The organism is Nonomuraea sp. NPDC047897, from assembly GCF_043204415.1.
Lineage (GTDB): Bacteria > Actinomycetota > Actinomycetes > Streptosporangiales > Streptosporangiaceae > Nonomuraea.
Genome location: NZ_JBIDCC010000019.1, coordinates 1 through 25,453, shown reverse-complemented (window position 1 = coordinate 25,453; position 25,453 = coordinate 1). Strand labels below are relative to the sequence as shown.

Here is a 25,453-nt window from a genome sequence, read left to right as displayed (position 1 = left end):
ACGCTACTTCAGGGCGCGGCGGCGTCAGCCGAGGTGCGCGCGGGTCTCGGCGAAGGCCTGGTCGGTGCCCTCCAGGGCCCGCGCCACATCCTGTCGCGTGTGGGCGGCCGACAGGAACCAGTTGTGCCACGGGTGCAGGTAGACGCCGTGCCGCAGGCAGGCCTCGCTCCAGTACAGGGCCGTGGACAGGTCGGCGTCGCCGTCGAAGCTCAGCCACGGGATCGTCACCGGCCCGGTCTGGTTGACCGTGAACCCGTGCGCCTTGGCCTGCGCGTACAGGCCCTCGCGCAGCTGCGTGCCGGCGCGTTCCATGGCGGCGATGCCGTCGGTGTCGCGCAGCGTCTCGATGGTGGCCTTGGCCGCCGCCATGGCCACGGCCGAGAACCAGAACGAGCCGGTCGAGTAGAGCGACTGGGCGGCGCCGCGCAGCGCGTCGACGCCGGTGACGGCCGCGATGGCGTAGCCGTTGGCCATGGCCTTGGACCAGGCCGTGAGGTCGGGCCGCACCCCGTACGGCTCCCACGAGCCGCGCAGGTCGATGCGGAAGCCGGCCCGCACGTCGTCGATGACCAGCGCGGCCCCGATCCGGTCGGCCAGCGCCCGCGCGCCCCGCGCGAAGGCGGGCTCCACCAGCTCCTGGTCCTCGAACGAGTCGTGCTTGAACGGCGTCACGATGATCGCCGCAACGTCGCCCTCCACGGTGGCGGCGGCGGCCTCCAGCGACTCCAGCGAGTTGTAGGCGAACTCCACCAGGTCGGCCCGCTCGTTCGGGGTGGTGCCCGCGGTCGAGGGCGTGCACCACGGGTCGGCCCCGTGGTAGGCGCCGTGCGCCATCAGCACCTTGGTGCGGCCCGTCGCGGCCCTGGCCACCATGAGCGCCTGGGTGGTGGCGTCGGTGCCGTTCTTGGAGAACATCGCCCAGTCGGCGCTGGGCACGGTGTCCACGAGCAGCTCGGCCAGCTCGACCATGACGGCGCCGGGCCCGTTGAGGCAGTCGCCGAGGGCAAGTTGCCGGGCGGCGGCCTCCTCGACCTTCGGGTGCCGGTGCCCGAGCACGACGGGCCCCCAGCTGCACATGAGGTCGATGTACTCGCGCCCGTCGGCGTCCCACTGGCGGCAGCCCTCGCCGCGCTGGAAGAACTGGGGGTAGCCGGGGGCGAAGATGGCGGCGTTGAGGTGCCCGTACATGCCGCCGGGCACCACCTTGAGCGCGCGCTCGCGCAGCTCGGCGTCGGTCATGGGTCGGCCTTTCACGAGTCGGTGAGCAGGGCGAGCGTGGACGGCAGGTCGGTGATGCCGGCGTCGGAGCCGAGGCCGGTGGCCACGCGGGCGGCGGCGGCCGTGCCCCAGCGGGCGGCGGCCGGGGCGTCGCGGCCGTGCAGCAGGCCGGTGAGGAAGCCCGCGCAGTAGGCGTCGCCGCAGCCGGTCGTGTCGGCGACCTCCACCTTCAGCGCGGGGACGTGCTCCACCCCGGTCCCGGTGGCGACCAGGCTGCCCTGCGCGCCGAGCGTGACCAGCACGCCGCGCGGCCCCTCGGCGAGCAGCGCGAGCGCGGCGGCCCGGACGTCGTCCTCGCCGGTCATGTGCCGGGCCTGCGACTCGTTGGGCAGCACGTAGTCGACGTGCGGCAGGAAGGCGCGGGCCATGCCCAGCAGGTCGGGCAGCTCCGACAGCAGGTCCATGGTGACGACGACGCCGTCCTCGCGCAGTTCGTCGAGCAGCCCGAAGAAGGCCGGCTCGCCGAGCCCGAACGTCACGTCCACGCCGCCGAGGTGCACGGCCCGCGCGGCGCGCAGCGTCTCGACGTGCAGGTCGGCGAGCGTCACGCCCAGGTTGGCGCCCGGCACGTGGAAGCTGGGGCGGCCTCCGTCGGGGCGGATCGGCAGGATGGAGGCGGCGGTCTGCTCGCCCGGCCGGCGCGCCAGGCGCGAGACGTCCACGCCCCGCCGGGCCAGCACGGCCACGAGGAAGTCGCCGAGCTCGTCGTCGCCGACCGCCCCCATGGTGACGACGTCGTTGCCCAGCTTGACCAGGTCCACCGCCGTCCCGGCCGCTGCTCCCGCGGCGGTCAGGCGGATCTGGTCGACCAGCACGGTGTCCTGGCCCGGGGGGATGTGCTCGACGGGCCTGGCGAGGATGTCGACGATGTGCACGCCGACGGTGGCGACGGTCATGGTCTAAATAGACAGACGTCCGAATAAAAAGTCAATATGCTGGAACCGGTACGACGGAGGGAGCGCGATGCCGAAGATCGTTGACCACGACGAGCGCCGCAGGGAGCTGCTGTCGGCGGCCCGCCGAGTGATCGTCAGGGACGGCATCGACGCCGCCACCACCCGCGCCATCGCCAAGGAGGCGGGCTACAGCAACGGGGTGCTGGCCCACTACTTCGCCGACAAGGACGAGATCCTGCTGTCGGCGCTGCGCCAGTCGCACCAGCGCATCCGCGAGCGGCTGGCCGGCAAGGTCCACGGCGCCGGCGGGCTGGCCGCCCTGCGCGAGCTGCTGCTGGACAACCTCCCCCTCGACGCCGAGCGCACCCAGGAGACGCGTCTGGAGGTGAGCTTCTGGAGCCGCAGCCTCGCCTCCGAACGGCTGGCCGAGGTGCAGCGCGCCGAGGCCGGCGAGCTGCGCGCCGTCGTGCGGGGGCTGCTCGGCCAGGCGCGCGCGGCGGGCGAGCTGCGCGGCGACGACGACCTGGACGACGTGACCGAGCATCTGCTCGCCCTGGTGGACGGGCTCAGCCTGCACCTGCTGCTGTACCCGGGCCGGCTCAGGCGGGTGGACCTGGAGCGCATCATGCTCGCCCACCTCGACCGCCTCTAGCAGGGACGCCGTGCCGGCCGGGACCGGGGGCGACGGCCATCGCGACGGACGCGGGCACTGCTCCATCGAACGCCCAGGCCGCCGTCGAGCTCAGTCGGTGGTGCCGGTGAGCTCGTTCGGGGGCTGGGGCAGGGACGTGGTCCTGGTGACTTTCCCGGACGTGAGGTCGATCGCGTGCACCCGCTTGCCCGCCGGGTCGCTCACGTAGACGTTCTGGTCACGGACGAAGATGTTCGGCCGGGGCTGCTGCCACTCCAGCGGCTCCTTCCACTCCTCCACGACCTTGATGGTTCTGACGACCTTCGCCGCGTCCGGGTCGATGACGTGGACGGCGCCGTCGGTGCCCAGGACCAGGGCCTCGCCCTGGGGACCGCGGGCCAACGAGCGGAAGGTGTAGCTCGCGCCCAGGTCGACCAGCTTCAGCTTGCCGGTCTCGGTGTCGATGAGGGAGATCCGGGTGGGGCGTTCCAGCTCGGCGTCGGGGTCCTTCTTGTAGTCGCCCAGGACGATCGGCGAAAGGTCCGAACCGGACTGGTTACCGATGCGCCCGTACTCGTCGGGACTGTCGATCTTGCTGATCTTGCCGCCCTTGTAGAGCAGAACGCCGTTCTCGCAGCCGATCACGACAGCCTCGCCCTGGGCGGTGGCCTCGCCGTGCACACCGGGGCAGTCCTCACTGCGGGTGACCTCCTTGCGGTCCTTGTCGAGGACGACGATGCCGGTGCGCTTCTCTTCGGTGCCGAGGGTGACGACCAGCTCGCCGTTCTCGAGTTCGATGGCGACGCCGTGATGCGGCGCGGCCGCCTGGTACGTCTCGCCCTTCGGCAGACCTGTGGCGAGGTCATCGGGGTCGAACATGGTGACCTCGCCGGTTCCGTCGGAGAACAGGACGGTGGTTCCGGCGTGCCTGACCACGTGGCCCGGCTTGGTCCCCTTGAACTCGTCCTCCTTCAGCGTGGCGGAGGCGGCGTCCAGGACGCGGAACCCGGTCGAGGTGGAGACCAGGACGTGCCGTTCGTCCCCGGCGGGGTTGACGCGGTTGTATCCGGCGAGGGGGATGTCCTTGACCAGTTCCAGGCTCTGCCCGTCCAGGACGTACAGGCCGCCGGCGTACGTCATGACGATGGGGTCGGTCACCGTCTTCTGGGAGGTGGCGCGTGCGGGTGCGGCGCTCGCGGGCGCCCTCGGGGGCTCTTGGGCTCCGCAGGCGGTGAGGAGGAAGCTCGCTGCGAGCAGTGCGGTTGTCCGGGATCGGACGGTCATGTGTCGTGTGCCTTTCTGAGGAGGATGTCAACGGCCGTTGAGGCCGTCGGCCATGGCCTTGGTGTTGCTGCGGATCATGTCGAGGTACGTGGCGGCGCCCGGTGACCTGCGACTCAGGGACTCGGAGAACAGCGGGACCACCTCGACGTCCACGCCGGCTTCCGAGGCGAGCACCCGGGCGAGGCGCTCGGGCTGCGAGGAGTCGGCGAAGATCGCTTTGACGTGCGCCGACTTGATCGCGTCTCTCAGCGACTCCAGGTCAGAGGCACTCGGGGAGGCCAGGGTGGTGCCGCTGGGGATCACGGCGCCGATGACCTGGAAGCCGTATCGCTGAGCGAAGTAACCGAAGACGTGATGGTTGGTGACCAGGCGTCGGGAATCGGGCGGGATGGTGGCGACCTGCTGTTCAACCCAGGAGTCGAGCTGTTCGAGCTGGGCCCGGTAGCTCGCGGCGGCGGTCCGGACGGCGGCGGCGTCTATGCCGTCCACGTGCGTGACGACCTGCTCCGCGATCAGGTCCACGGCCTTGGCCATCCGCCGTGGGTCCGTCCAGAAGTGGGGATCGAGCTGCCCCGCCGTCTCGTCGGCGGCGAAGCGGATCGGGTCGACGCCCTCCCCCACAGCCAAGGCGGGCACGCCGGCCTGCTCGGCGGCCGCGACGTGGCGCAGCACGCCCTCCTCGAGGCCGAGCCCGTTGTAGACGATCAGGTCGGCGTCCTCGATCAGCGCGGCCTCCCGGGCGGAGACGCCGAAGGAGTGCGGATCCGAGTCCGGTTTCATCAGCACGGTGACCTCGGCCTGGTCACCGATGATGGTGTGCGTGACGTCACCGAGGATGTTGGTGGTGACGACCACCCTGGGGGCGTTCTCACCGGTGGCGGCGCATCCGGCCACCATCACGAACGCGATCGCCGTCACGAGCCGGGCCATCAGCAGGGTCATCGTCCGGTCTCCGTCATGTACGTGGGCGCGAAGCCGGGCCTGAACGTGCGGGCCCGCCGGAGATCGTCGTTGTAGTCGATCTCGTACACGGCCTTGCCGGCCGGGTCGTTGACGTAGGCGCGGCCGGTGTCCACCTGAATGTCGGGTGAGCCGGTCAGCGGTTCGGCCAGGAGCTTCGTGCCGGCGATCTCCTTGCCGGAGGCGGGATCGTGAGCGCGCAGGACGCCGTCCTCGGTCAGGGTCAGGACCGGCGCGTCCTCGCCCACGGCGGTCACCGCCACCACGGGGCCGGTTCTCAGGAGTTTCCACGTTCTGGCGGCGACGTCGAGCACCCACGTCCCCGAATCGCCGGCTTTGGCGGCCATGGTCGAGCTGCCCGGACGGTGCCGGAACGCCGTCGCCCGGTCGCTCGCGGGCGTCTTGTGCGGATATCGGATTTTCACGCCCTCGAACGCGCCGTCTTTCTCGGTGACCAGGAGGGCCCCGTCCGCGCACCCGAAGATCACGCCACGCCGCGTCACCGCCGTACCTGCCGCGTCCACGCAGGCGCCGACGCCGGCACCCCCTTCGACCCGTACGGCACCGCCTTCGGCGACCAGCAGGTGTCCTCGGTAGGGCAGGACGGCAGCGGCGTTCTCGATCTCTCCGGCCTCGACGAGCTCGCCCTGCTCCATGCGCGCGCGGTCGAGCAGCGTGATCGTGCCGTCGCCGGTCCGGACGGCGGTGGTCGCCGTGTCGGCAGTGGCCGCCGTGTCGGTGATGGTCGCCGTGTCGGCGGCGGCGTACGAGGGTCGCTCGGCGACGGCGCCGAGATCGCGGGCCGCGGTCCGGTAGTAGTGGAAGTGGTCCCCGTGATCGACGGCCCAGGCTCCGCTGTCGATCACGTGCAGGCCGCCCGCGCCGGCGGTGACATAGGCGAAGCGGCCGTCACCGGTGACTCCGCGCACGTCCTCGACGCGGGCCACCGCCGTGGTCTGCTCCGTGAGCAGGTCGAGCACGTGGACCGTGCCCGTCCCCCCGTCGGCCAGGACGAGACGGGACTGGGGCTCGGGCATCTCCTCGGCACCCTCGACGTACCCGTGCGGAACCTCTTCCGTCGCCCGCGGCACCGCGCCGTCGCCGCTCTCCTGAGCGCACCCTCCGAGCAGGACGACGAGGGCGAGCGCCCCGACTCCGCACGACCTCATACCTCGGCCGCCTTCCGGGAGAGCCGGTGGCGCAGCCCGTCGCCCAGCGCCGACAGGAAGAACAGGCCCACGGCCACGGCCGCGATCGTGGCGCCCGCCGCCGTGGCCGCGTGCCACGACACCACCAGTCCGATCACGGTCGAGGCGATGCCGAGCAGCGCGGCTCCGAGCATGATCATCGAAATGCGCCGGGCCCACAGCGCGGCGGCGGCCGGCGGTCCGATGAGCAGCCCGAACACCAGCAGCGTCCCCACGATGTGGAAGGAGGCCACGATCGCCAGCGTGACCAGGCCGAGCATCAGGACGTGTGCCGGCCGGGGACGCATGCCCAGCGTGTGTGCCTTGCGCGCGTCGAAGGCGAGCGCGACGAACGGCCGGTGCCCGAGCACCGCCACCAGCGCCGTCACCGCGAGCGCGACACCCAGCCCCGCAAGATCATGCTCCCCTACCGCCAGCACGTCACCGAAGAGGAATCCGGTCAGGTCCACCGCGAAGGACTGGGAGTGCGAGACCACGATCACGCCCAGCGACAACATCCCCGCGAACAGCAACCCGATGCTGGTGTCCTGCGACAGCCGGCCCGACCGGCCCAGCACGCTGACCCCCCACGCCATCCCGCCCGCACTCAACAGCGCGCCGAGCAGGACGTTCACCCCGGCCATCGCCGCGACCGCCACTCCCAGGAGCATGCCGTGGGACATCGCGTCGCCGAGGAAGGCCAGGCCGCGCAGCACCACCCAGGTGCCGGCAAGCGCGCAGAGCAGCGACACCAGGACGCCCGCCCACAGCGCATGCCGGACGAAAGTCACCTGAAAGGGGTCGAAGAACCAATCCATGACCTGGACCATACAATGAAAACCGTTGTCACTTTCACTTGGGGGTTTCATGATGGACGACGGAGTCGTGATCCGCGAGGTCACGGCGGGCTACGGCCGCAGGACGGTCCTGCACAGGCTCTCGGCGAGGTTGCCGCGCGCCGGCGTGACCGCCGTCGTCGGACCGAACGGATCCGGCAAGTCGACGCTGCTGGGCGTGCTCGCCGGGACCGTGCGCCTGTCAGGCGGCGCGGTCGGGCGTCCGACCACCGGCCGCCCCGGCTTCGTGGTCCAGCGTGACGCCGTCTCCGACTCCCTGCCGATCACAGCCCGGGACACGGTCGCGATGGGGCGCTGGGCCCTGCGTGGTCCGTGGCGGCGGCTCAGGCCGGACGACTGGGCGATCGTCGACGCCTGCATGACCGTGCTGGACGTCGCAGACCTGGCCCCGCGCCGGCTGGGCACGCTGTCAGGCGGACAGCGCCAGCGCGTCCTCGTCGCCCAGGGGCTCGCCCAGCAGCCCGACCTGCTCCTGCTGGACGAGCCGACGACCGGGGTGGACGCCAACGCCAGGCAGCACATCGTCGCCGCTCTCGACCGCGAGAAGGCGCGGGGCGTCACGGTCGTCCACGCCACGCACGACCTGGACCTCGCCATGCGTGCCGACCACTGCCTCCTCCTCGACGGAGGACGGCTCCTGGCGCAGGGCCCTCCCGACTCCGTCCTGACACCGCAAGCACTGGGCGATGACCGCCTGGCGGCGGGCGAGCGAAGCCTGCCAGCCGAGCGTTGATGTATTTCGGACGACCGACTACATTGCCGGTCATGAGCCTCCGCGAGCAGCTGTGCGCGTACGGCAGGCGCGCCGTCGAGCTGGGCCTGGTGATCGGCAGCTCGGGCAATCTGAGCGTGCGCGAGGGCGACCTCGTCGCCGTCACGCCGGCGGGCGCGGCGCTCGACCGGCTGACCCCGCAGATGTGCCCCATCGTGGACGTCGAGGGCCACCTGGTCGAAGGGGACCTGCAGCCGTCCTCGGAGACCCCCATGCACCTGGCGGTCTACGCGGCGACCGGCGCGGGCGCGGTGGTCCACACGCACTCGGTGTTCGGCACGGTGGTGGCCACGACGATGACCGAGCTGCCGCCCGTGCACTACAACGCGCTGCTGCTCGGCGGGGCGGTCCGGGTGGCCCCGTACGCCACCTACGGCACGCCCGAGCTGGCGGCGAACGTCCGGGAGGCGCTGGCGGGCCGGAAGGCGGCGCTGATGGCCAACCACGGCGGCGTGACCGTCGGCGCCACGCTGGAGGAGGCGTTCGAGGCCACCCGCCTGCTGGAGTGGCTGTGCGAGGTCTACGTGCGGGGGCTCGGCGTGGGCGCGCCGACCGTCCTCACCGGCGAGCAGCTCGACGCGGTGGTCGAGCGGGCGCTCAACCCGCCCGCCTTCCCTCGCCGGGCCTCGTCCTGATCCGCTACCTTCCCTCGCCGGGCCTCGTCCTGACCCGCTACCTTCCCGCGACGGCCTGCTCGGCCAGGCCGAGCGGGAGTCCGCCGGAGCCCGCGATCAGGTCGTGGAACGACTTCAGCGATCCGCCGTACGACTCCCGGATGCGGTCGATCTCAATGGCCCCGGTCAGGTAGGACGGCGCTTGGGTGGGCCAGGCGCAGTAGCGGTTCACCTCGCCCTTGGCCGTGCCGGGCGTCAGCGACGCCTTCGTGGCCATGAAGTGCTCGGCCTCCTCGATCGACATGTCGTCGCAGTGCAGCGCCGTGTCCACCACCATCCGGGCGGCCCGGAAGATCCGGCAGTCGAGGTGGGCCAGCTCCGTGGCCGGGGTGTCGAAGTAGCCCTGCTCGTGCAGCATCTTCTCGACGTAGAGGGCCCAGCCCTCGGTGAAGTACGGCGTGCGGAACACCTTGCGCACGGTCCGCGGGTTGCCGGCCATGTGCGACAGGTGCCAGTGGTGGCCGGGATAGGCCTCGTGCACGGCGATCGACGGCATCTGGGCGCGGGAGTTGGTGCGCAGGCGCTGGCGCACCTGCTCCTCGGTGAAGCCGTCCGGCGTGTACGGCACGAAGAAGACGCCGGTGCGCGAGCCGGTCAACGGCGGCGGCGCCAGGTAGTGGGCCACGGCCAGGATCGGCCTGATGAACTCCGCCGACGGCAGCACCAGGCACTCGTCCCCCTCCGGGAAGGTGACCAGGTCGCGGTCACGGACGAAGGCGCGGGCCCGCAGCGTCTCGGCCTCGTACTCCTCGCGCATGGCCGCGAGCGTCGGCGGATGGTCGTCCATCAGCGACTCCATCGCGGCCCGCCAGTCGCCGGTGCCGTTGACGCGCACGGCGACCTCGCGCATGCGCTCGTCCAGCTCGGCCCAGGCGGCCTTGCCCTTCTCGTGCAGTTCGGCCGCGCCGTAGCCGAGCAGCTCGCGCTCGCGCAGCAGCGTGGAGTAGAGGCTCTCCCCCATCCGCCAGGTGCCGCCGCAGCGGAAGCCCTCCAGGAACGCGACCAGCTCGTCGAAGGCCTGGCCGGCGGGCTCGGCGGCAGCGGCCAGCTTGGCCCGCAGGCCCTCGTCGCCCACCATCGACGGCACGGTCACAGTGAGGAACTGCCGCCCGGTGCGGGCCTGGCCGAGCCCGCGTTCGACGAGCAGCGGCGCGGCGAGGTCGGGGTCGAGATTGGCGCGGCAGGCGGCCAGCACGCCGGGGACCTCGGCCAGCCGGGAGATCGCGGCGGCCACCAGCTCCGGCTCCGGCTTGAGCCGCTGCTGGAACGGCGTGAACATGGCGGCGAAGATCGGCGACAGGTACGCGGCCGGGTCGCGGCGCCACTCGGGCCAGGACGCCGGCGCCAGCCAGCCCCGTAGCTGCGCCAGCACGAGGTCCCGGTCGATCGCGTCGTCCGGCGTGGCGGCCTCCAGCCGGGAGAGCCGAGCGAGCCAGCGCTGCTGCTCACCGACCCTGGCGGTGAAGGCGGTGGCGGAGAAGTCGCCGAGCGTGTGGTCGTAGCCGTCCGCCCCGAGCAGGCTGGCAGTGACGGGATTTCCGGAAAAGTACCACGTGAGAAACTCGTCCACCGCCGCACCCTATCCTGAGGGCATGCCCCTCCAGATCACCGGCGCGCTCGGCGACCCCGACCTCCTCAGCCTGCCCTGGGACGTCCCGCTGGCCGAATGGCCGCAGCACCACCTGGTCGACCTGCCCCGTGGCATCTCCCGGCACGTGGTGCGCTTCGCCCGGCTCTCGGGCAAGGTGTACGCGATCAAGGAGATCAGCGAGCGGTACGCCAAGCGCGAGTACCAGCTTCTGTGGGACCTGGCCAGGCTGGACGCCCCCGCCGTGGAACCGGTCGCCTACGTCACCGGCCGGGAGGAGGGGCTCGACGCCGCACTGATCACCCGGCACCTGCAGTTCTCGCTCCCCTACCGGGCCGTCATGTCGGGCACGCTGCGGCCCGACACGCTGACCCGCCTGCTGGACGCCCTGGCCGTGCTCCTCGTGCGGCTGCACCTGAACGGTTTCTACTGGGGCGACTGCTCGCTGTCCAACACGCTGTTCCGCAGGGACGCCGGCGCGTTCGCCGCGTACCTGGTGGACGCGGAGACCGGCGAGATGCACCCCATGATCAGCGAGGGGCAGCGGCTGGGCGACATCGACAACGCCCACACCAACATCTTCGGCGAGATGCTCGACCTGGAGGCCGGCGGGCTGCTGCACCCCTCGGTGGACCCGATGGAGACCGCCGAGGACATCGTCGCCCGCTACCACCGGCTGTGGGCCGAGATCACCCAGGACGAGATCATCGAGGAGGTCGACTGGCACCGGGTGGAGCAGCGGATCAGGCGGCTCAACCTGCTGGGGTTCGACGTGGCCGAGATGATGGTGCGGCGCAAGGTCGGCACCGGGCGGCTCATCGTCCGGCCCAAGGTGGTCGACGCCGGGCACCACCAGCGGCGGCTGCTCCGCCTGACCGGGCTGGACGTGGAGGAGAACCAGGCGCGGCGGCTGCTCAACGACCTCGACGGGTTCCGGGTGGCCAAGGGGCTCCGGCACGAGGACGAGGCGATCGTGGCGCACCGGTGGCTGGCCGAGGTCTTCCAGCCGACGGTCGCGGCGCTGCCCGCCGAGCTGCGCGGCAAGCTGGAGCCCGCCCAGCTCTTCCACGAGGTGCTGGACCACCGGTGGTACCTGTCGGAGGCGGCGGGCGGCGACGTGGGGCTGCCCGCGGCCGTGAAGTCGTACATCGCGAACGTGCTGGTCCACAAGCCCGACGAGAAGGCGGTGCTCCCGGACGAGCCCGGGTGACCCGCCCCGAGGGGCCCGTCGCGGCCCGTCCGAGGCCCGCGTCGACGCTCTCGCGGCGGTGAACGCCGCGAGGGCGTCCCCGGTGCGGGGACGCCCTCGTGACGGACCGCTGCCGTGAGGGGGTCGGATCAGCGGCGGACCAGCTTGCGGAGGCGGTCGCGGCCCACGACGGCGCCGCCGCCGATCGCGGCCAGGGCGACGGCCGCGGCCACGCCGGCCGCGCTGCCGTCGGAGTTCTCGGCCGCCGGCTGGGCGGCCGCCGAGGTGGTGACGTGCGCGGCGGGGGCGACCTGGAGGGTGCTGCCGGCGGTGGCCCGCTGCTCGGCGGCGCCGGCCTTCTCCGACACGGTCTGCGTGGCGGGCGCCTTCTTCTTGGCCAGGACCTGCGGCGGCTTGGCCGGGTTGTTGTCCACCCGGGCGTAGGCGCGGGTCGCGAACGGCACCGGGTGGTTCTTCTTGCCGGGACCCTTGCCCCACTTGGTGATGACGTACTCGATCTTGATGTGGCCCATGCCGCCGTTGCCGTTGACGTGCAGCGTGTTGGTGTTGAAGGTGCCGCCGGTCAGCTCGGCGAACGTCTTGCCGTCGAGGTCCAGCATGATGCCGCGGTTGGACGGCTCGCCGGGACCGCGGTCGCCGACGAAGAAGGGCATCTTCTTGCCCTTGTAGACGACGTAGCCCTCGGTCAGCAGCGGCCAGCTCGGGCTGGCGGCCATCCCCTTCTGCATCGGCTTGCCACTGGCCGGCAGGCCGGTGTCACCAGCGCGGCCGGAGGCGTCGTCCCAGAAGTAGGAGGCGGTGGTGGAGCCCTTGAGCAGGACCTGCCGGTCCTCGGGCACATCGGCGTGGGCGGCGGTGCCGCCGATCGTCAGCGAGCCGGCCACGGTGGCGGTGAGCAGAGCGAGGGAACGCATGCCGAAACGGGGAGACATGAAGCGGTGAAGTCCTTTACCTGGGCAACGGGAGAGTCGCGCTCGCACAGCAGGGCGTAGCCGGGCAGGGGCCGAACGGTCGCTACGCGCGGGAGCGCGGAAAAGGTCTGTGGTGGGGGCCGCTCAGCAGGCGGCGGATGACGCTACGCAGTCGGGGGATACGCGGTAGTGCATCTGGGAAGGTGTCCTCTCCATCTCGCCTACCGGGTTAGCTGACGGGTTCGGGCGTGGAGATGCCCTACCGACGCGTGGTGGTCGGATTCACCCCAGGAGATGGGTCCCCGGTTCCCGCCGTGCGGGATTCGGCGCCGGTCAGCCGCCTCTTCCTGGTGAAGGGCTGGTCACTGACCGGTAACGCGCATGACTCTAGCGTGCAAATCGGACATAGGCAAAGGTAAGGCCATGAATCGGGCGAAGATCTACCTAAGACGGCAAAGAAAAAGGGGGCACGGCATGCCGTGCCCCTGGGTGTGGTGTGCCTCAGCCACCGCTCTTACGCCGGAAGGAACGCTTGCTGGCGGCCGGACCGTGCGCCCCGTGGATCTTCGAAGCGTCGGCGCCCCTGCCACCCGCGCCCGCGCCGGCCTGCTGGCCGCGCTTGCGCTCCAGCGCCTCGCGGAACTTGCGCTTCATCTCGTCCTCGGGAGTTTCGCTGACTTCCGGCTCCGGTGTTTCGGCCATGAGGACCTCCTGGTGTTGGGGACATCCACAGCTTCGCATGGTCCCGCACGTGACGCGAAACCGGGTGATTCCGGCGTGTCCACCGAGGACGCGCGGGGCCGGCGGGCTCGCCACGAGCCGGGCGCGCCTCCCCCGGGGCTCAGCGGCCCTCCGGCTCGGCGAGGAGCCGCTGGGTGACGGCGAGGGTCTGGCCGGTGACGTCCTCCTCGGCCTGCCGGGCCGCCTCCATGATCGCCTCGGCCAGTTCCTCGGACCCGAGCCGCATCGCGCGGGGGGCGATGCGCACAGCGGCGAGCCCGCCGCTGGGCAGCACCTCCACCCGCACCAGGCCGTCCGCCGCCTCTCCGTGCCCCCGCGCCGCCTCCAGGCCGCGGCCCACCTCCTCCAGCAACTCCGTCTGCTCGGCGAGCTGGGCGAGCATGCGATCGATCTCCGGATCGCCGCTGCGCGGTGTGGTCATGACTGCTCCTCCTTGTCCGTGAGTGCTCGGCCGTCCGTGCCCTCGGTGTCCGTGCCCTCGGGGCGTTCCCGTCCGCGCGCGGCTGATGCGTCCTCGCCCGCTCGGGGGCCCGTCCCGGCGGCCGTCCTAGCGGTGCAGCAGGAACGCGCGGGGCGCGTGCGCGAGGGCGGAGCGCAGGGCGCCCTCGTCGCTCATCTCCCCGCTCGCGACCAGCGCGTACAGGGTGGAGGCGGACGTGGTGCGGCGGAAGAACGCGCCCATCGGGCCCGTGCCGAGCATGGTCTCGGTGAACTTGCTGGCCGGCACGAACCTGCGCACGTCCCGCAGGCCCTTGATGCCGGCGTTGTAGGTCATCTCGGCGGCGAAGTGCTTGCCCGCGTACACCCAGAGGTTGCCCATGTCCTGGCCCGAGGCGGCGGAGCTGACGGCGTGCACCGCCGTCTTCCCGGCGGCCCACACCACCGAGTCGGCCAGCGCGTCCAGCCCTTCGCGCACCGCGTACGTGCCGACGTCGAACCTGCCGATCCGCCGGCTGAGGACCGCCTGCGTCACCTTCTGGAAGATCGTCCTTTCCAGTCTGGCCCGCGCCACCAGCCACTTGAACACCGCCTCGGCGGCGACCCTGGCCGCCGGGTAGAGGTAACCGAACAGCATCGTGAACGCCATGGCGGCGAGCTGCGTACCGATGATCGTGAGCTGCTCGCGGTGCTCCTCGACGACGTCCGCGTACTCGTCGCAGCCCTCGGCCAGCTCGGTCAGCGCGGCGCGCATGTTGGCGTAGCGGGGGGCCAGCTCGGCCGCCCACAGGGCGGCGAACCGCTCCACGGTGCGGCTGTCGTTCGCCAGCAGCGCCGCCTCGATCGCCTCCCGCGTGCCGCGGGCGACCGCGTCGACGTCGTCGGCCAGGGCGCGCAGGTCACGGGCGCGGGCGCGCAGGTTGGACACGTCGGCCTCGGGGACGTGCACGCCGGCGAACCAGGCGAGGGCCTGGAAGGGGTCGAGCATCACGCGCCTTCCTGGTGCGGGGGTGGCGGGGGGATCGGCGGCTCCGAGAGGTCCGGGATCTCCGGCAGGGACGCGATGATCTTCTGTTCGAGGAGGTCCCAGAGCATCTCGAAGTCCCGCGCCGTCGTCGCGGCGGTGAAGCTCGTGTCGGCGACCCGGTTCATCGAGCCGGTCAGCTCGTCGTAGCCGCGGACGTACCACTCGGCGAACGCGCGGCCGTCCTCGTCGTCGCCCACGAGGGACGACGTGCCGCCCAGGGGGCCGGCGAGGCGTAGTGCCCGGACCACGTCGTCGCCCGCCTTGTCGAACAGCCGCGCCAGCTCCCGGACGGACGCCCAGTCGACGGCCACCTGATCGCCCTGTCCCGGCCTCGGCGGTGGGGCGGGCGTGGGGGTGTACGAGGGCGGCGGGGCCGGTGGCGCAGGCGGGTCGGAGGGGCTGGGGGTGGGCGTGCCGGAGGGGCCTGGGGTGCCCGAGGGGCTGGGCGTGGGCGTGTCCGAGGGGCTCGGGGTGCCCGATGGGCTGGGGGTCGGCGTGTCCGAGGGGCTCGGGGTGCCCGAGGGGCTGGGGGTCGGCGTGTCCGAGGGGCTCGGGGTGCCCGAGGGGCTGGGGGTCGGCGTGTCCGAGGGGCTCGGGGTGCCCGAGGGGCTGGGGTCCGAAGGGGTGGGGGAGGGGGTTCCGGAAGGGGTGGGGCTCGGCGCCGGGCTGCCCGACGGAGTCGGGGTGGGTGACGAGGTAGGGGTCGGGGTGCCCGACGGCGTGGGCGCCGGTGTGCCTGTCGGTGTGTATGTCGGGGTCGGTGTCGTGGTTTCGCCCATCAGGCCCCTCCCCCTCTCCTACGCCCGCAAAGCACCCGATCAAGGACGACAAGACATTAACGATCACAAATTTCACTCGTGTAACGGCAGGTGAAGGCACGTTAACTTACGAACACGAAACGTTCATCCACCGCGGCAGGTCCCGAAACTCCTCGTCGAGCCGGCCGAGGAGGTCCGGGTCCCGGTCGCCCCGGCGGGCCAGATCCTCGACGCGGCGGCACAGGTCGGCCGCGCCGGTGGCCCCCACGGTCGCGCAACTGCCGGCCAGCCGGTGCGCCAGCCCCGCCGCCCGGTCCAGGTCGCCCTCGTCCACGGCCTGCCGCAGCTCGTCCAGCGTCCGGCCGGCCGTCGCGTGGAACGCGGCGGCGATCTCCCTGACGTCGTCCGGCGACAGGCCCTCCAGTTCCGGCGGCAGGCCGGGCGCCGCGATCCAGTCGGGCACCTGGGCGAGGACGTGCTGCCAGTTCACCGGCTTGGTGAGGTGGTCGTCCATGCCCGCCGCCAGGCAGCGCACCCGGTCGGCCGGCAGGGCGGCCGCGGTCATGGCGATGATCGGGACGCGCCGTTCCTCGTGGAGCCTGATCTCCTCGGTCGCCGCCAGGCCGTCGAGGACCGGGAGCTGGCAGTCCATGAAGACCAGGTCGTAGGCGCCGGAGAGCGCGGCGGTGACCGCCTGCCTGCCGTCGTCCACCGCCTCGACGTGGTGGCCGGCCTTGCGCAGCACGATCGTGGCGACGTTCCGGCTCACCTCGTCGTCCTCGGCCAGCAGGATCCGCGCCCTGACCGGTGCGGCCACGCCCGGAACGTCGAGGAGGGTCGGCGAGTCCTCACCGGACGGGGCGGCGGCCGGCGGCTGAGCCGGGCGGGGCCGGGGCGACGGCGGCGCGCCGACACCGAGGGCGTTCTCCACGGCGGCGAGCAGGCGGCGGCGGCTCAACGGCCGGGTGATCGGCTGCACCGCCCGATCGGCCGAGGCGATCGGCCAGGCGACGCCCGGCCGGCCGGGCGTGACGAGCACGACCACGCTGGTGTCGCACGGCGGCGGGTCGGCCAGGATCGCGGCGCCCACCTCCAGGTCGGCGACGGCCAGGTCGAAGGGCCGCCCCTCGGCGGCGGCCGCCCGCAGCGCCTCCAGCGCCGACCGCTCGTCCGCCGCCTCCTCGACCCGCAGCCCGGCGTCCCGCAGGATCCGCGCGGCCAGCCCGGCGTCTGCCCGCCCACCGCCGAGCCCGCCGCCGCGCCCGCCGCCAAGCCCGCCGCCGCGCCCGTTCGCCTCGTGACCGCGCACCGAGTCTCCCCGGGTGTCGGTCACGAGGGCGCGGCGGCCGCGCAGCGCCGGTGCGGCCGGGTGCGACCAGGTGACCACGTCCACCGGCAGCCGCACCCAGAACCGGCTGCCCACCCCCTCGACGCTGTCGAGCCCGATCCGCCCGCCCATCAGTTCGGTGAGCTGCCGGCTGATCGCCAGTCCGAGGCCGCTGCCGCCGGTCCTGCGAGTGATCGGCGAGTCCACCTGCCGGAAGATGGCGAAGACCCGCTCGCGGTCCTCCGGCGCGACCCCGACGCCCGTGTCGGTGACCGTGAAGCGCAGCGTGACCCGCTCGTCGCCGGCGTTCCCCTCCTCCAGCTCCACCTCCAGGCCGACGCCGCCCTGGTCGGTGAACTTCAGCGCGTTCCCCACCACGTTGGTGAGCACCTGCCCGAGGCGTACCGGATCTCCGACGACCCGCTGCGGGACGCTGTCGCCGAGGCGGAGCGTGAGCCACAGCCCCTGCCGGTAGGCGTGCGGCGCGAACGGCGCGACCACCTCGTCGCACAGCCGCGGCAGGTCGAAGGGGACGGCCTCGACCTCCAGGTGCCCGGCCTCGATCTTCGACAGGTCGAGGAAGTCGTCGAGCAGCCGCAGCAGGCTCTGCGCCGACTCCCGGGCCGTGCCGGCGTAGTGGCGTTGCTCGTCGTCCAGCGGCGTGTCCAGGAGCAGGGTGTTCATGCCCAGGACGCCGTTGATCGGGGTGCGGATCTCGTGGCTGATCTTGGCGAGGAACTCGGTCTTGGCCTCCGACGCCTTGACCGCCTCGTCTCGGGCGGCGGCGAGGGCGTCGGCGTACCCGGCGAGCTTCTGCTGGGCCCGGCGGCGCCCGCGCGTGGTGTGCAGCTGCACCGCGAGGCCGATGAGGATGAGCAGGGCGAGCACGGCGGCGATGGCGAGCACACGCACCCGGAGCTGGCCGGCGGAGGCGAGCGCGGTGGCGGCGGGCACCTCGGCGGTGACGGTCCAGCCGATGTCGGGGATCGGCTCGGAGGCCGACAGCACGGTCCCGTCGGCGCCCCGGTGGGTGGTGAACCACGTGCGGCCGGCCAGCGCGGCGTCCACCCGCGGGTCCTCGCGCAGCGAGGTGAGCGCGTACAGCTTCCTGCCGGGGTCGGCCACCAGCACGCCCGACTGGTCGGTGATGAGCAGCCTGATCCCCTGCGCGTCGGCGGCCTGGGAGGCGAGGTCCTGGATGGCGTCGAGGCTGTAGACGACGGCGACGACGCCGAGCAGCCTCTTGCCGTCGGCGCTGGAGACGGGCGCCGCGGCGGCGATGGCCCGCGACACGCCGGGCATCGGCGGCGTGTACGCCTGGGAGATGTAGGGCCGGCGCTGGTTGTGCACGGTGACGTACCAGTCGGTGTTGCGGACGTCCTGCGGCAGCACGCTCTGCGGCCGGGCGCCGACCATGTCGCCGCGCGGGCCGATGACGATCATGCCGCTGACGCCGCCGCGCATCCGGGCCAGCTCGGCGTGGAAGCGTTCCATCGTCGCCGCGGGCGCGGGCTCGCCCGAGGTGACGGCCTGCAGCACCTCCGGGCGCTGGGCGTACGCGCTGACGAGCTGCTTCAGCGAGCTCATCTGCTGTTCGACCACGACGCGGCTGACGGAGGCGGTGGTCCTGACCCGGTCGCCGACCTCGTCGTGCACCGCGTCCTGGGACAGCGTGATGCTGGAGGAGGTGAGCAGCGCCAGCGGGAGCAGGCCGAGCAGGATCCACAGGGCGGTCACGGCCAGCACCCATCCGCGGTCGCCTCGCACCGGCGCGCACCTCCCCCTCCGACCTCGACGGCCTGCGTGCGGGTACACAGTAGGAGGGTTTGGTCGCCGGTGGAGCGCCCCGGTGAGCAAAATGAGCAGAATGCGTTTTGCTGTAACAAAGCGTGCCTAAGATGCGCGCGTCGGCCCAACCTGACGAGGAGCGTGGTGGCCATGCCCGGGGCGGCGGAGCACACCGTCCTCATCGTGGACGACGACCCGGTCGTCACCACCGCGCTGCACGCCCAGGTGAACCGGGTGCCCGGCTTCAGGGTGGTCGGCATCGCCCACACCGGGCAGGTGGCGCTCGCCGCGGCGCAGCGGTTCGCGCCCCGGCTGGTGCTGCTCGACCTGCACCTGCCTGATCTGCCGGGACTGGAGGTGGCCCACCGGCTGCGCCGGCCCGACCAGCCGCCGGCGGACGTCATCGTGATCTCCGGCCGCAGGGAGTCGGCCGCGGTACGTGCCGCCATGCAGCGCGGCGCCCTGTACTACCTGGTCAAGCCCACCCGGGCGGCGGTCCTGGAGCAGACGCTGCAGCGCTACGCCGCCACGGTGGCGCAGCTCGGCCCGGACGGGAGCTTCGTGGAGCAGCAGGAGATCGACCGCGTCTTCCGCTCGCTGCACCTCGACACGGCGCCGCGCGCCAAGAGCATCGCCGCCGCCACCGAGCGGGCCGTGCTCGACGCCCTGGCGGCCGCCGAGGACGACCTGTCGGCGTACGAGCTGGCCGAGACCGTGGGCATCAGCCGGGCGACCGCCCGCCGCTACCTGGAGCACCTCGCCGAGTGCGGGCAGGTGGAGGCGCGGCTGAGATACGGTCCGACGGGCCGGCCGCAGCACCGGTACTGGGTACGGTGAGGCCGGTCCGGGCGCTGCTGGCCGTCCTGGCCTGCCTGGCGCTGACCGCTGCCTGCGGCGGGACGGACGCGGCGGCGTTCCCCGAGGGCTCCACCATGGAGCGCATCCGGGAGCGCGGGGTGCTCACCGTGGGGATCAAGTTCGACTATCCGCTGCTGGGGTTCAAGGAGCCGGCGTCGGGACGGATCACCGGGTTCGACGCGGAGATCGCGCGGCTGGTGGCCCGGGACCTGACGGGTAGCGAGCGGGGCATCCGCTTCGTGGAGACCATGCCGGCCAACCGGGAGCACTTCCTGAGGGAGGGCGTGGTCGACATCGTCGTCGCCACGTACTCGATCACACCGGCCCGGCAGGCGATGGTGGGCTTCACCGACCCCTACTACGTGGCCGCGCAGGATCTGCTCGTCAGGGCGGGCGAGACGGACATCGACGACGTCGGCGACCTCGACGGGCGGGCGGTGTGCACCGCCACCGGCTCCACCTCGGTCGACCGGCTGCGCAGTCTCGTGCCCGGCGCCGAGCTCGTCGTCGTGGACACCTACAGCGAGTGCGTGCCCGCCCTCGTCGCGGGCCGGATCGACGCCGTCAGCACCGACGACACCATCCTGCTCGGGCTGCTCGACCGCAATCCCGAAGGGCTCAGGCTGGTCGGCAGGCCGTTCGGGCGCGAGCCGTACGGGATCGGCGTGCGGAAGGACGACGTCGTCTTCCGCGCGTACCTCAACGGGCTCATCGCCCGCTACCTGCGCGACGGCCGGTGGGACCGCGCCTTCCGCGACACGATCGGCACGGCGGGCGCCACCCCTGAGCGGGGCCGGCCGACGCCCGCCCCGGCCGGATCCGCGCGCTGATCCCTGAGCAGAACGCGCACAACCCTTTCCCGGAAACGTCCGGCTCCTACGGTTACGCCATCCACCGCAACCCAGCCGCCTGCGCGGACGGACGGAAGGAGCGCGCACCGTGCCCGACCAGGAGCTGGTCGTCCTCGACCAGGTCAACAAGCGCTTCGGCGATCACCACGTGCTCAGGGACGTCAGCCTGAGCGTCCGGCGGGGCGAGGTCGTGGTCGTCATCGGCCCGTCCGGCGCCGGCAAGTCCACCCTGTGCCGCGCGATCAACCGGCTGGAGACCGTCGACTCCGGCACGATCAGCGTGGACGGCGTGCCGCTGCCCGCCGAGGGGCGCGCGCTGGCCCGGCTGCGCGCCGAGGTCGGCATGGTGTTCCAGTCGTTCAATCTGTTCTCCCACAAGACGGTGCTGGAGAACGTCGTGCTCGGCCAGGTCCACGTGCTGAAGAAGCGCCGTGACGCCGCCGAGCGCCGGGCCCGCGAGCTGCTCGACCGGGTCGGCATCGGCGCGCAGGCGGCCAAGTTCCCCGCCCAGCTCTCGGGCGGCCAGCAGCAGCGCGTGGCCATCGCCCGGGCCCTGGCGATGGACCCGAAGGTGATGCTGTTCGACGAGCCCACCTCCGCCCTCGACCCCGAGATGGTCAACGAGGTGCTCGACGTGATGACGTCGCTGGCCCGCGACGGCATGACCATGATCGTCGTCACGCACGAGATGGGCTTCGCCCGCCGGGCCGCGGACCGGGTCGTGTTCATGGCCGACGGCGAGATCGTCGAGCAGAACGGCCCGGACGACTTCTTCGGGACGCCGCGCACCGAGCGCGCCAGGTCCTTCCTCGCCAAGATCCTCACCCACTAAGGACGGCAACCATGTTCGGAAGATCCCGCTACGCCGTGTTCGCCCTGGTCGCGCTCACCGTCACCGCCTGCGGGAGCGGCGAGGAGACGTACGCGTCGATCGTGGACAAGGCCAAGAACGACAAGAAGCTCGTCATCGGCGTGAAGGCCGACCAGCCCGGTCTCGGGCTGCGCACCCCCGACGGGAGCTTCAGCGGCTTCGACGTCGAGGTGGCCAGGTACGTGGCCAAGCAGCTCGGCGTCGAGGCGAAGGACATCACGTTCAAGGAGACCGTGTCGGCCAACCGGGAGGCGTTCCTGCAGCAGGGCCAGGTCGACATGGTGGTGGCGACGTACTCCATCAACGACGCGCGCAAGGAGAAGGTGTCGTTCGCCGGGCCGTACTTCGTGGCCGGGCAGGACCTGCTGGTGCGCGCGGACGACACGAGCCTCACCGGGCCGGAGGCGCTCAACGGCAAGAAGCTCTGCTCGGTGGCGGGCTCGACGCCGGCGCAGAAGGTCAAGGAGAGCTACGCCAAGCAGGTGCAGCTCCAGGAGGAGCGCACGTACTCGGCCTGCGTCGACCGGATCCTCGGCGGGCAGCTCGACGCCCTCACCACCGACAACGTGATCCTCGCCGGGTACGCCGCCCAGCACGGCGGCAAGCTCAAGGTCGTCGGCAAGACGTTCAGCACGGAGAAGTACGGCATCGGCCTGAAGAAGGACGACAAGCAGGGCCGCGACGCGGTGAACGACGCGCTGGAGAAGATGTTCGCCGACGGGAGCTGGAAGAAGGCGCTGGAGGGCAGCGTCGGCGCCGCCGGCTTCGCCGTGCCGCAGGCCCCGCAGCTGGAGCGGTACTGACCGTGGACGCGCTGCTGAGCGAGTGGCCGACGATCACCCTCGCCTTCTGGATGACGGTCAAGCTGGCCGTGGTCAGCGCGGTCGGCTCGCTGGTGCTCGGCACGGCGCTGACCGCCATGCGGGTGGCGCCGCTCGCCGCCCTGCGCGGCGCCGCCGGCACGTACGTGACCGTCGCCAGGAACACCCCGCTGACGCTGGTGCTGCTGTTCACCGGCCTCGGCGTGGGGGCGAACCTGGGCGTCGAACTGTCGTCCGACATCGCGACCAACAACTTCTGGCTCGCCACGATCGGGCTGACCGCCTACACCTCCGCGTTCGTCTGCGAGGCGCTGCGTTCCGGGATCAACACGGTGCCGGTCGGCCAGGCGGAGGCCGCGCGGTCGCTCGGGCTGAGCTTCGTCAGGACGCTCGCGCTGATCACGCTGCCGCAGGCGTTCCGGGCGGTGATCGCGCCGCTCGGCAGCATCCTCATCGCGCTGACCAAGAACACCACGATCGCGCTGGTCGTCGGCGTCAGCGAGGCGTCGGTGCGGATGCGTGAGCTGATCGAGACCTACGGGGACCAGGTGCTGCAGATCTTCTTGGGGTTCGCGCTCGGGTTCGTGGTGCTGTGCCTGCCGACCGGGCTGCTGTTCGGCTGGCTGTCGCGCCGCCTGGCGGTGGCGCGATGAGCTACGCGAACCTGTACGAGGCGCCGGGGCCGCGCGGCGTCCGCCGCAACCGGGTGCTGGGGGCGCTCATCGCGCTCGCCCTGCTGGGCGTGGCGTACGCGGTCTACGCGCGCTTCGACGAGAAGGACCAGTGGGCGGCCGAGAAGTGGACGCCGCTGCTGCGGGCCGACGTCTGGAGCACGTTCATCCTGCCCGGCCTGGCCGGGACGCTGCTGGCGGCGGTGGCGGGGGTTGTGCTGGCCGGGGTGTTCGGGATGGTGTTCGCCGCGGCCCGGCTGTCGGAGCATCGGTGGGTGCGGGTGCCCGCGGGGGCCGTGGTCGAGTTCTTCCGGGCCGTGCCGCTGCTGTTGCTGATCTTCTTCGCGTTCTTCGGCTCGTACGTGCTCATCGGGGTGAACGTCTCGGCCTTCGCCGCCGTGGTGTTCGGGCTGACCGTCTACAACGGGTCGGTGATCGCCGAGATCATCCGGGCGGGGGTGCTCAGCCTGCCGCGGGGCCAGTCGGAGGCGGCGTACGCGGTGGGCATGCGCAAGAGCCAGGTGATGCGGCTGGTGCTGCTGCCGCAGGCGCTGCGGGCCATGCTGCCGGCGGTCGTCTCGCAGTTCATCGTGCTGCTGAAGGACTCGGCGCTGGGGCTCATCGTGGGGTACGACGAGCTGGTGGACCGGGGGCTGAACGGCATCGCGGCCAACTTCTCCAACGTGATCCCGGCGGCCATCCTGATCGCCGCGATCTTCATCCTGATCAACCTGTCGCTGGACCGCCTCGCCCACTGGCTGAACGACCGCCGGTCGGCGAGGGCCCGCTGACCCGGCGGGCTCAGGCGGCTCCCGTCCCGGACACGACCTGTCACCGGGCGGGAGCCGCCACACCAAGCAAGGGCTTGCTACGAATCCGCTTCCGATCTACGGTGAACCCCGGAGCCGGAGGAGGAGCCGCATGACCACGTTCCAGGTCGGGGCGGTCAGCGTGACCGAGGTCGTCGAGACCGCCATGCCTGTCCCGGTCCCCCTCGCGTTCCGCGGCCCGGACGGGGACGCAGACCAGGTCGACGCGGATCAGGTCGCCGCGCTCCGCGCCCGCTACCCGGCCGCCCTCTTCACCGCCGGCGGCGACCCGCTGCTCGTCTTCCGCAGCCACGTCCTGCGCACCCCGTCCAGCGTGATCGTGCTGGACACCTGCTGGGGCAACCACAAGGAACGGCTGCTCGACCCGTACGCGCACCGGCTCCACACCCCCTACCTCGACCGCCTGGCTGCGGCCGGGACCGACCCGGCAGAGGTGGACTACGTCTTCTGCACCCACCTGCACCAGGACCACGTCGGCTGGAACACCCGCCTGGTGGACGGCACGTGGGTGCCCACCTTCCCGAACGCCGCCTACCTGTTCGTCGCCGCCGAGTACGAGCACTTCAGCACGGTGCCGGCGGGCACGCACGGCCACGACTCGTTCGCCGACAGCGTCCTGCCCGTCGTCACCGCCGGGCGGCACCGCCTGGTCGAACCCGGCTTCGCCATCGACGACACGGTACGGATCGAACCGCTGCCCGGTCACACCCCCGGCCACAGCGGCCTGCACGTCACCTCCGGCTCCCAGGAGGCCGTCTTCACCGGCGACCTCTTCCACGTCGCCCACCAGTTCGCCCGCCCCTCCTGGCACATCGTGTCCGAGCACGACGCGGCCCGGGCCACCCAGACCCGCCGCGCCTTCCTCGCCCGGTACGCGGACACGGGCGTCCGGGTCGTCCCCGCCCACTTCAACCTGCCGGCGGGCGGCTACCTGGAGTCCCGGCCCGGCGGGTACGCGTACGCGCCCGCCTGACAACCGGTCTCCGAGCGCGCCCGGGGCCGGCACGACGGCCGGACCCGACTCCCGGCGGTCCCCCGATATCCGGTGGCAGCCGTACCCGCCGGCCCGGAACAATGGCGGAGCATGCGTCACTGGCCACTCTTCGACCTCCGGCTGACCACGCCCCGTCTCGAACTGCGCCTGCCCGGCCCCGACGACCTCGACGAGCTCGCGGACCGCGCCCTCGAAGGGGTGCACGACCCCGAGCGGATGCCGTTCTTCGTGCCGTGGACCGACCTGCCGTCCGACGAGCTCGGCAGCCAGGTGGTCCGCTACCAGCTCGACGTCATGTCCCGGTGGCGGCCCGAGCGGTGGAGCTGCAATTTCGCCGTCGCGCACGAGGGTCGGGTGATCGGCGTCCAGGAGTTGTCCGCCACCGATTACGCGGTCACGCGCGAGGTGTCCAGCGGTTCGTGGCTCGGCCTGCGATACCAGGGGCGGGGGCTCGGCACGGAGATGCGGGCCGCCGTGCTGCACCTGGCCTTCGCCGGGCTGGACGCGTTGACGGCCGTCTCCAGCGCGTTCACCGACAATCCGGCCTCGCTGGCCGTCTCGCGCAAGCTCGGATATCGGCCCGACGGCCTGTCGGTGCAGGCCAGGCGCGGTGAGCGGGCCGTCCAGCAGCGCCTGCGCCTCGACCGCGCGGACTTCGCCTGCCCGGTGCCGGTGACGATCACGGGGCTGGAGCCCTGCCTGCCGCACTTCGGCCTCCCCGCGGGTGCGGCGGGCCGCGGATGAGCTACCGGCGGCGGGCCCGCGCCACCTGCCGGAGCCGCGCATGCCAGGCTGTGCCGTGCAACGCAGCCGTCCAGATCGGAACAGCACATGAGGTATGCGGACCCCGTCTTCGCCGGCCCCACCGACCCCACCGTGGTGCGCGACGGCGACCGCTGGCTGATGTACTACACCAGCCGCCGCGCCAACGTGCCGGACCTGCCCGGCCACTCGTGGGTGTTCGGCACGCCCATCGGGGTGACTCCTCCGCTCCCTGAAGGGAGCGGCTTCTCGCTAAGCCGCTTGGGCAGCCTGGCGAAGGGCAAGCCCTGCCCTCAGGATGTTGATCGCCGCGTTCACGTCGGCGTGCGCGGTGTGCCCGCACGCCGTACAGGCGAATGCGGCCTGGGTGAGGCGGTTCTCCTTCGCCACGTGCCCGCAGCGGGCGCACGTGCGGGAGGTGTTGCGGGGATCGACTGCGATCAGCTCTCGACCGGCGCTTTCAGCCTT

General features: G+C 72.2%; 27 protein-coding genes and 1 riboswitch. Of the genes, 13 read left to right on the top strand and 14 right to left on the bottom strand.

The annotated features are described in order from the left end of the window. Positions 1 to 24: 24 nt before the first annotated feature. Positions 25 to 1,239 (bottom strand): aminotransferase class III-fold pyridoxal phosphate-dependent enzyme, encoded by a 1,215-nt coding sequence (locus tag ACGF0J_RS33205; protein ID WP_393152323.1) that lies wholly within the window; start codon positions 1,237 to 1,239, stop codon positions 25 to 27. 11 nt (positions 1,240 to 1,250) lie between these two features. Beyond that, on the bottom strand, positions 1,251 to 2,174 hold the full coding sequence (locus ACGF0J_RS33200) for a carbohydrate kinase family protein (protein ID WP_393152321.1): 924 nt from the start codon (positions 2,172 to 2,174) through the stop codon (positions 1,251 to 1,253). 67 nt (positions 2,175 to 2,241) lie between these two features. Between ACGF0J_RS33200 and ACGF0J_RS33195 the strand changes: the two genes are divergently transcribed. Then, positions 2,242 to 2,826, top strand: a complete 585-nt coding sequence (locus ACGF0J_RS33195) for a TetR/AcrR family transcriptional regulator (protein WP_393152319.1) — start codon at positions 2,242 to 2,244, stop codon at positions 2,824 to 2,826. Positions 2,827 to 2,916: 90 nt separating this feature from the next. Here the strand turns inward: ACGF0J_RS33195 and aztD are convergent, their stop codons facing one another. The 4 genes from aztD to aztB are packed head-to-tail and all read right to left on the bottom strand — an operon-like array spanning position 2,917 to position 7,054. Next, complete coding sequence (gene aztD, locus ACGF0J_RS33190) at positions 2,917 to 4,089, bottom strand: zinc metallochaperone AztD (protein WP_393152317.1); 1,173 nt, start codon at positions 4,087 to 4,089, stop codon at positions 2,917 to 2,919. A gap of 27 nt (positions 4,090 to 4,116) precedes the next feature. Beyond that, entirely contained in the window at positions 4,117 to 5,031 is a 915-nt protein-coding gene (gene aztC, locus ACGF0J_RS33185; RefSeq protein ID WP_393152315.1) for a zinc ABC transporter substrate-binding protein AztC, read from the bottom strand. Then, positions 5,028 to 6,218 carry an ABC transporter gene (locus tag ACGF0J_RS33180; protein WP_393152313.1) on the bottom strand — a complete coding sequence of 397 codons (1,191 nt, stop codon included), beginning with the start codon at positions 6,216 to 6,218 and terminating at the stop codon, positions 5,028 to 5,030. Before ACGF0J_RS33180 ends, aztC begins: the two co-directional genes overlap by 4 nt. Continuing rightward, a complete protein-coding gene (gene aztB, locus ACGF0J_RS33175; protein ID WP_393152311.1) occupies positions 6,215 to 7,054 on the bottom strand; it encodes a zinc ABC transporter permease AztB in 840 nt (279 codons plus the stop codon). The genes ACGF0J_RS33180 and aztB overlap by 4 nt, the downstream gene beginning before the upstream one ends. A 49-nt stretch (positions 7,055 to 7,103) precedes the next feature. Here aztB and aztA point away from each other — a divergent pair, with 49 nt between their 5' ends. Continuing rightward, a complete protein-coding gene (gene aztA / locus ACGF0J_RS33170; RefSeq protein WP_393152309.1) occupies positions 7,104 to 7,826 on the top strand; it encodes a zinc ABC transporter ATP-binding protein AztA in 723 nt (240 codons plus the stop codon). Between the two features lie 32 nt (positions 7,827 to 7,858). After that, the gene (locus ACGF0J_RS33165) at positions 7,859 to 8,500 is read left to right on the top strand and encodes a class II aldolase/adducin family protein (RefSeq protein WP_393152307.1); all 642 of its coding nucleotides are present in this window, start codon (positions 7,859 to 7,861) and stop codon (positions 8,498 to 8,500) included. Between the two features lie 37 nt (positions 8,501 to 8,537). Here the strand turns inward: ACGF0J_RS33165 and ACGF0J_RS33160 are convergent, their stop codons facing one another. Then, a complete protein-coding gene (locus tag ACGF0J_RS33160; RefSeq protein WP_393152305.1) occupies positions 8,538 to 10,109 on the bottom strand; it encodes a DUF885 domain-containing protein in 1,572 nt (523 codons plus the stop codon). A 22-nt stretch (positions 10,110 to 10,131) separates the two neighbouring features. Between ACGF0J_RS33160 and ACGF0J_RS33155 the strand changes: the two genes are divergently transcribed. After that, complete coding sequence (locus tag ACGF0J_RS33155) at positions 10,132 to 11,337, top strand: DUF4032 domain-containing protein (RefSeq protein ID WP_393152303.1); 1,206 nt, start codon at positions 10,132 to 10,134, stop codon at positions 11,335 to 11,337. A gap of 128 nt (positions 11,338 to 11,465) precedes the next feature. Here the strand turns inward: ACGF0J_RS33155 and ACGF0J_RS33150 are convergent, their stop codons facing one another. From ACGF0J_RS33150 to ACGF0J_RS33130, 5 genes are all read right to left on the bottom strand, one after another. Beyond that, positions 11,466 to 12,251, bottom strand: a complete 786-nt coding sequence (locus tag ACGF0J_RS33150) for a hypothetical protein (protein ID WP_393152301.1) — start codon at positions 12,249 to 12,251, stop codon at positions 11,466 to 11,468. Between the two features lie 200 nt (positions 12,252 to 12,451). Beyond that, positions 12,452 to 12,587, bottom strand: a riboswitch (cyclic di-AMP (ydaO/yuaA leader). Between the two features lie 162 nt (positions 12,588 to 12,749). Next, a complete protein-coding gene (locus tag ACGF0J_RS33145) occupies positions 12,750 to 12,950 on the bottom strand; it encodes a DUF5302 domain-containing protein (RefSeq protein WP_101787077.1) in 201 nt (66 codons plus the stop codon). 139 nt (positions 12,951 to 13,089) lie between these two features. Next, positions 13,090 to 13,410 carry a YbaB/EbfC family nucleoid-associated protein gene (locus ACGF0J_RS33140; RefSeq protein WP_393152299.1) on the bottom strand — a complete coding sequence of 107 codons (321 nt, stop codon included), beginning with the start codon at positions 13,408 to 13,410 and terminating at the stop codon, positions 13,090 to 13,092. Positions 13,411 to 13,536: 126 nt separating this feature from the next. Then, positions 13,537 to 14,418, bottom strand: a complete 882-nt coding sequence (locus ACGF0J_RS33135) for a hypothetical protein (RefSeq protein ID WP_393152297.1) — start codon at positions 14,416 to 14,418, stop codon at positions 13,537 to 13,539. Beyond that, the gene (locus ACGF0J_RS33130) at positions 14,415 to 14,765 is read right to left on the bottom strand and encodes a hypothetical protein (RefSeq protein ID WP_393152295.1); all 351 of its coding nucleotides are present in this window, start codon (positions 14,763 to 14,765) and stop codon (positions 14,415 to 14,417) included. Before ACGF0J_RS33130 ends, ACGF0J_RS33135 begins: the two co-directional genes overlap by 4 nt. Positions 14,766 to 14,802: 37 nt before the next feature. Between ACGF0J_RS33130 and ACGF0J_RS33125 the strand changes: the two genes are divergently transcribed. Next, the gene (locus tag ACGF0J_RS33125; RefSeq protein WP_393152293.1) at positions 14,803 to 15,327 is read left to right on the top strand and encodes a hypothetical protein; all 525 of its coding nucleotides are present in this window, start codon (positions 14,803 to 14,805) and stop codon (positions 15,325 to 15,327) included. Positions 15,328 to 15,339: 12 nt separating this feature from the next. On the opposite strand, the gene ACGF0J_RS33120 is transcribed toward ACGF0J_RS33125, so the two are convergent. Then, the gene (locus ACGF0J_RS33120; RefSeq protein ID WP_393152291.1) at positions 15,340 to 18,306 is read right to left on the bottom strand and encodes an ATP-binding protein; all 2,967 of its coding nucleotides are present in this window, start codon (positions 18,304 to 18,306) and stop codon (positions 15,340 to 15,342) included. A 171-nt stretch (positions 18,307 to 18,477) separates the two neighbouring features. Between ACGF0J_RS33120 and ACGF0J_RS33115 the strand changes: the two genes are divergently transcribed. From ACGF0J_RS33115 to ACGF0J_RS33080, 8 genes are all read left to right on the top strand, one after another. Then, positions 18,478 to 19,164, top strand: coding sequence for a response regulator (locus tag ACGF0J_RS33115; RefSeq protein ID WP_393152515.1), 687 nt, complete (start codon positions 18,478 to 18,480; stop codon positions 19,162 to 19,164). Beyond that, the gene (locus ACGF0J_RS33110; RefSeq protein ID WP_393152289.1) at positions 19,161 to 20,015 is read left to right on the top strand and encodes a glutamate ABC transporter substrate-binding protein; all 855 of its coding nucleotides are present in this window, start codon (positions 19,161 to 19,163) and stop codon (positions 20,013 to 20,015) included. Before ACGF0J_RS33115 ends, ACGF0J_RS33110 begins: the two co-directional genes overlap by 4 nt. Before the next feature lie 109 nt (positions 20,016 to 20,124). After that, positions 20,125 to 20,868: an amino acid ABC transporter ATP-binding protein gene (locus ACGF0J_RS33105; protein WP_393152287.1), complete on the top strand. Its 744-nt coding sequence runs from the start codon at positions 20,125 to 20,127 to the stop codon at positions 20,866 to 20,868. Between the two features lie 11 nt (positions 20,869 to 20,879). Then, a complete protein-coding gene (locus tag ACGF0J_RS33100; RefSeq protein ID WP_393152285.1) occupies positions 20,880 to 21,710 on the top strand; it encodes a glutamate ABC transporter substrate-binding protein in 831 nt (276 codons plus the stop codon). Between the two features lie 2 nt (positions 21,711 to 21,712). Continuing rightward, positions 21,713 to 22,381: an amino acid ABC transporter permease gene (locus tag ACGF0J_RS33095; RefSeq protein ID WP_393152283.1), complete on the top strand. Its 669-nt coding sequence runs from the start codon at positions 21,713 to 21,715 to the stop codon at positions 22,379 to 22,381. Next, a complete protein-coding gene (locus tag ACGF0J_RS33090) occupies positions 22,378 to 23,190 on the top strand; it encodes an amino acid ABC transporter permease (RefSeq protein ID WP_393152281.1) in 813 nt (270 codons plus the stop codon). Before ACGF0J_RS33095 ends, ACGF0J_RS33090 begins: the two co-directional genes overlap by 4 nt. 130 nt (positions 23,191 to 23,320) lie before the next feature. Then, positions 23,321 to 24,202 (top strand): MBL fold metallo-hydrolase, encoded by an 882-nt coding sequence (locus ACGF0J_RS33085; protein ID WP_393152279.1) that lies wholly within the window; start codon positions 23,321 to 23,323, stop codon positions 24,200 to 24,202. Positions 24,203 to 24,313: 111 nt separating this feature from the next. Continuing rightward, the gene (locus ACGF0J_RS33080; protein ID WP_393152277.1) at positions 24,314 to 24,967 is read left to right on the top strand and encodes a GNAT family N-acetyltransferase; all 654 of its coding nucleotides are present in this window, start codon (positions 24,314 to 24,316) and stop codon (positions 24,965 to 24,967) included. Positions 24,968 to 25,237: 270 nt separating this feature from the next. Here the strand turns inward: ACGF0J_RS33080 and ACGF0J_RS33075 are convergent. Beyond that, positions 25,238 to 25,453, bottom strand: a 216-nt coding sequence (locus tag ACGF0J_RS33075) for a zinc ribbon domain-containing protein (RefSeq protein ID WP_393152275.1), incomplete at its 5' end; no start/stop codon positions are given.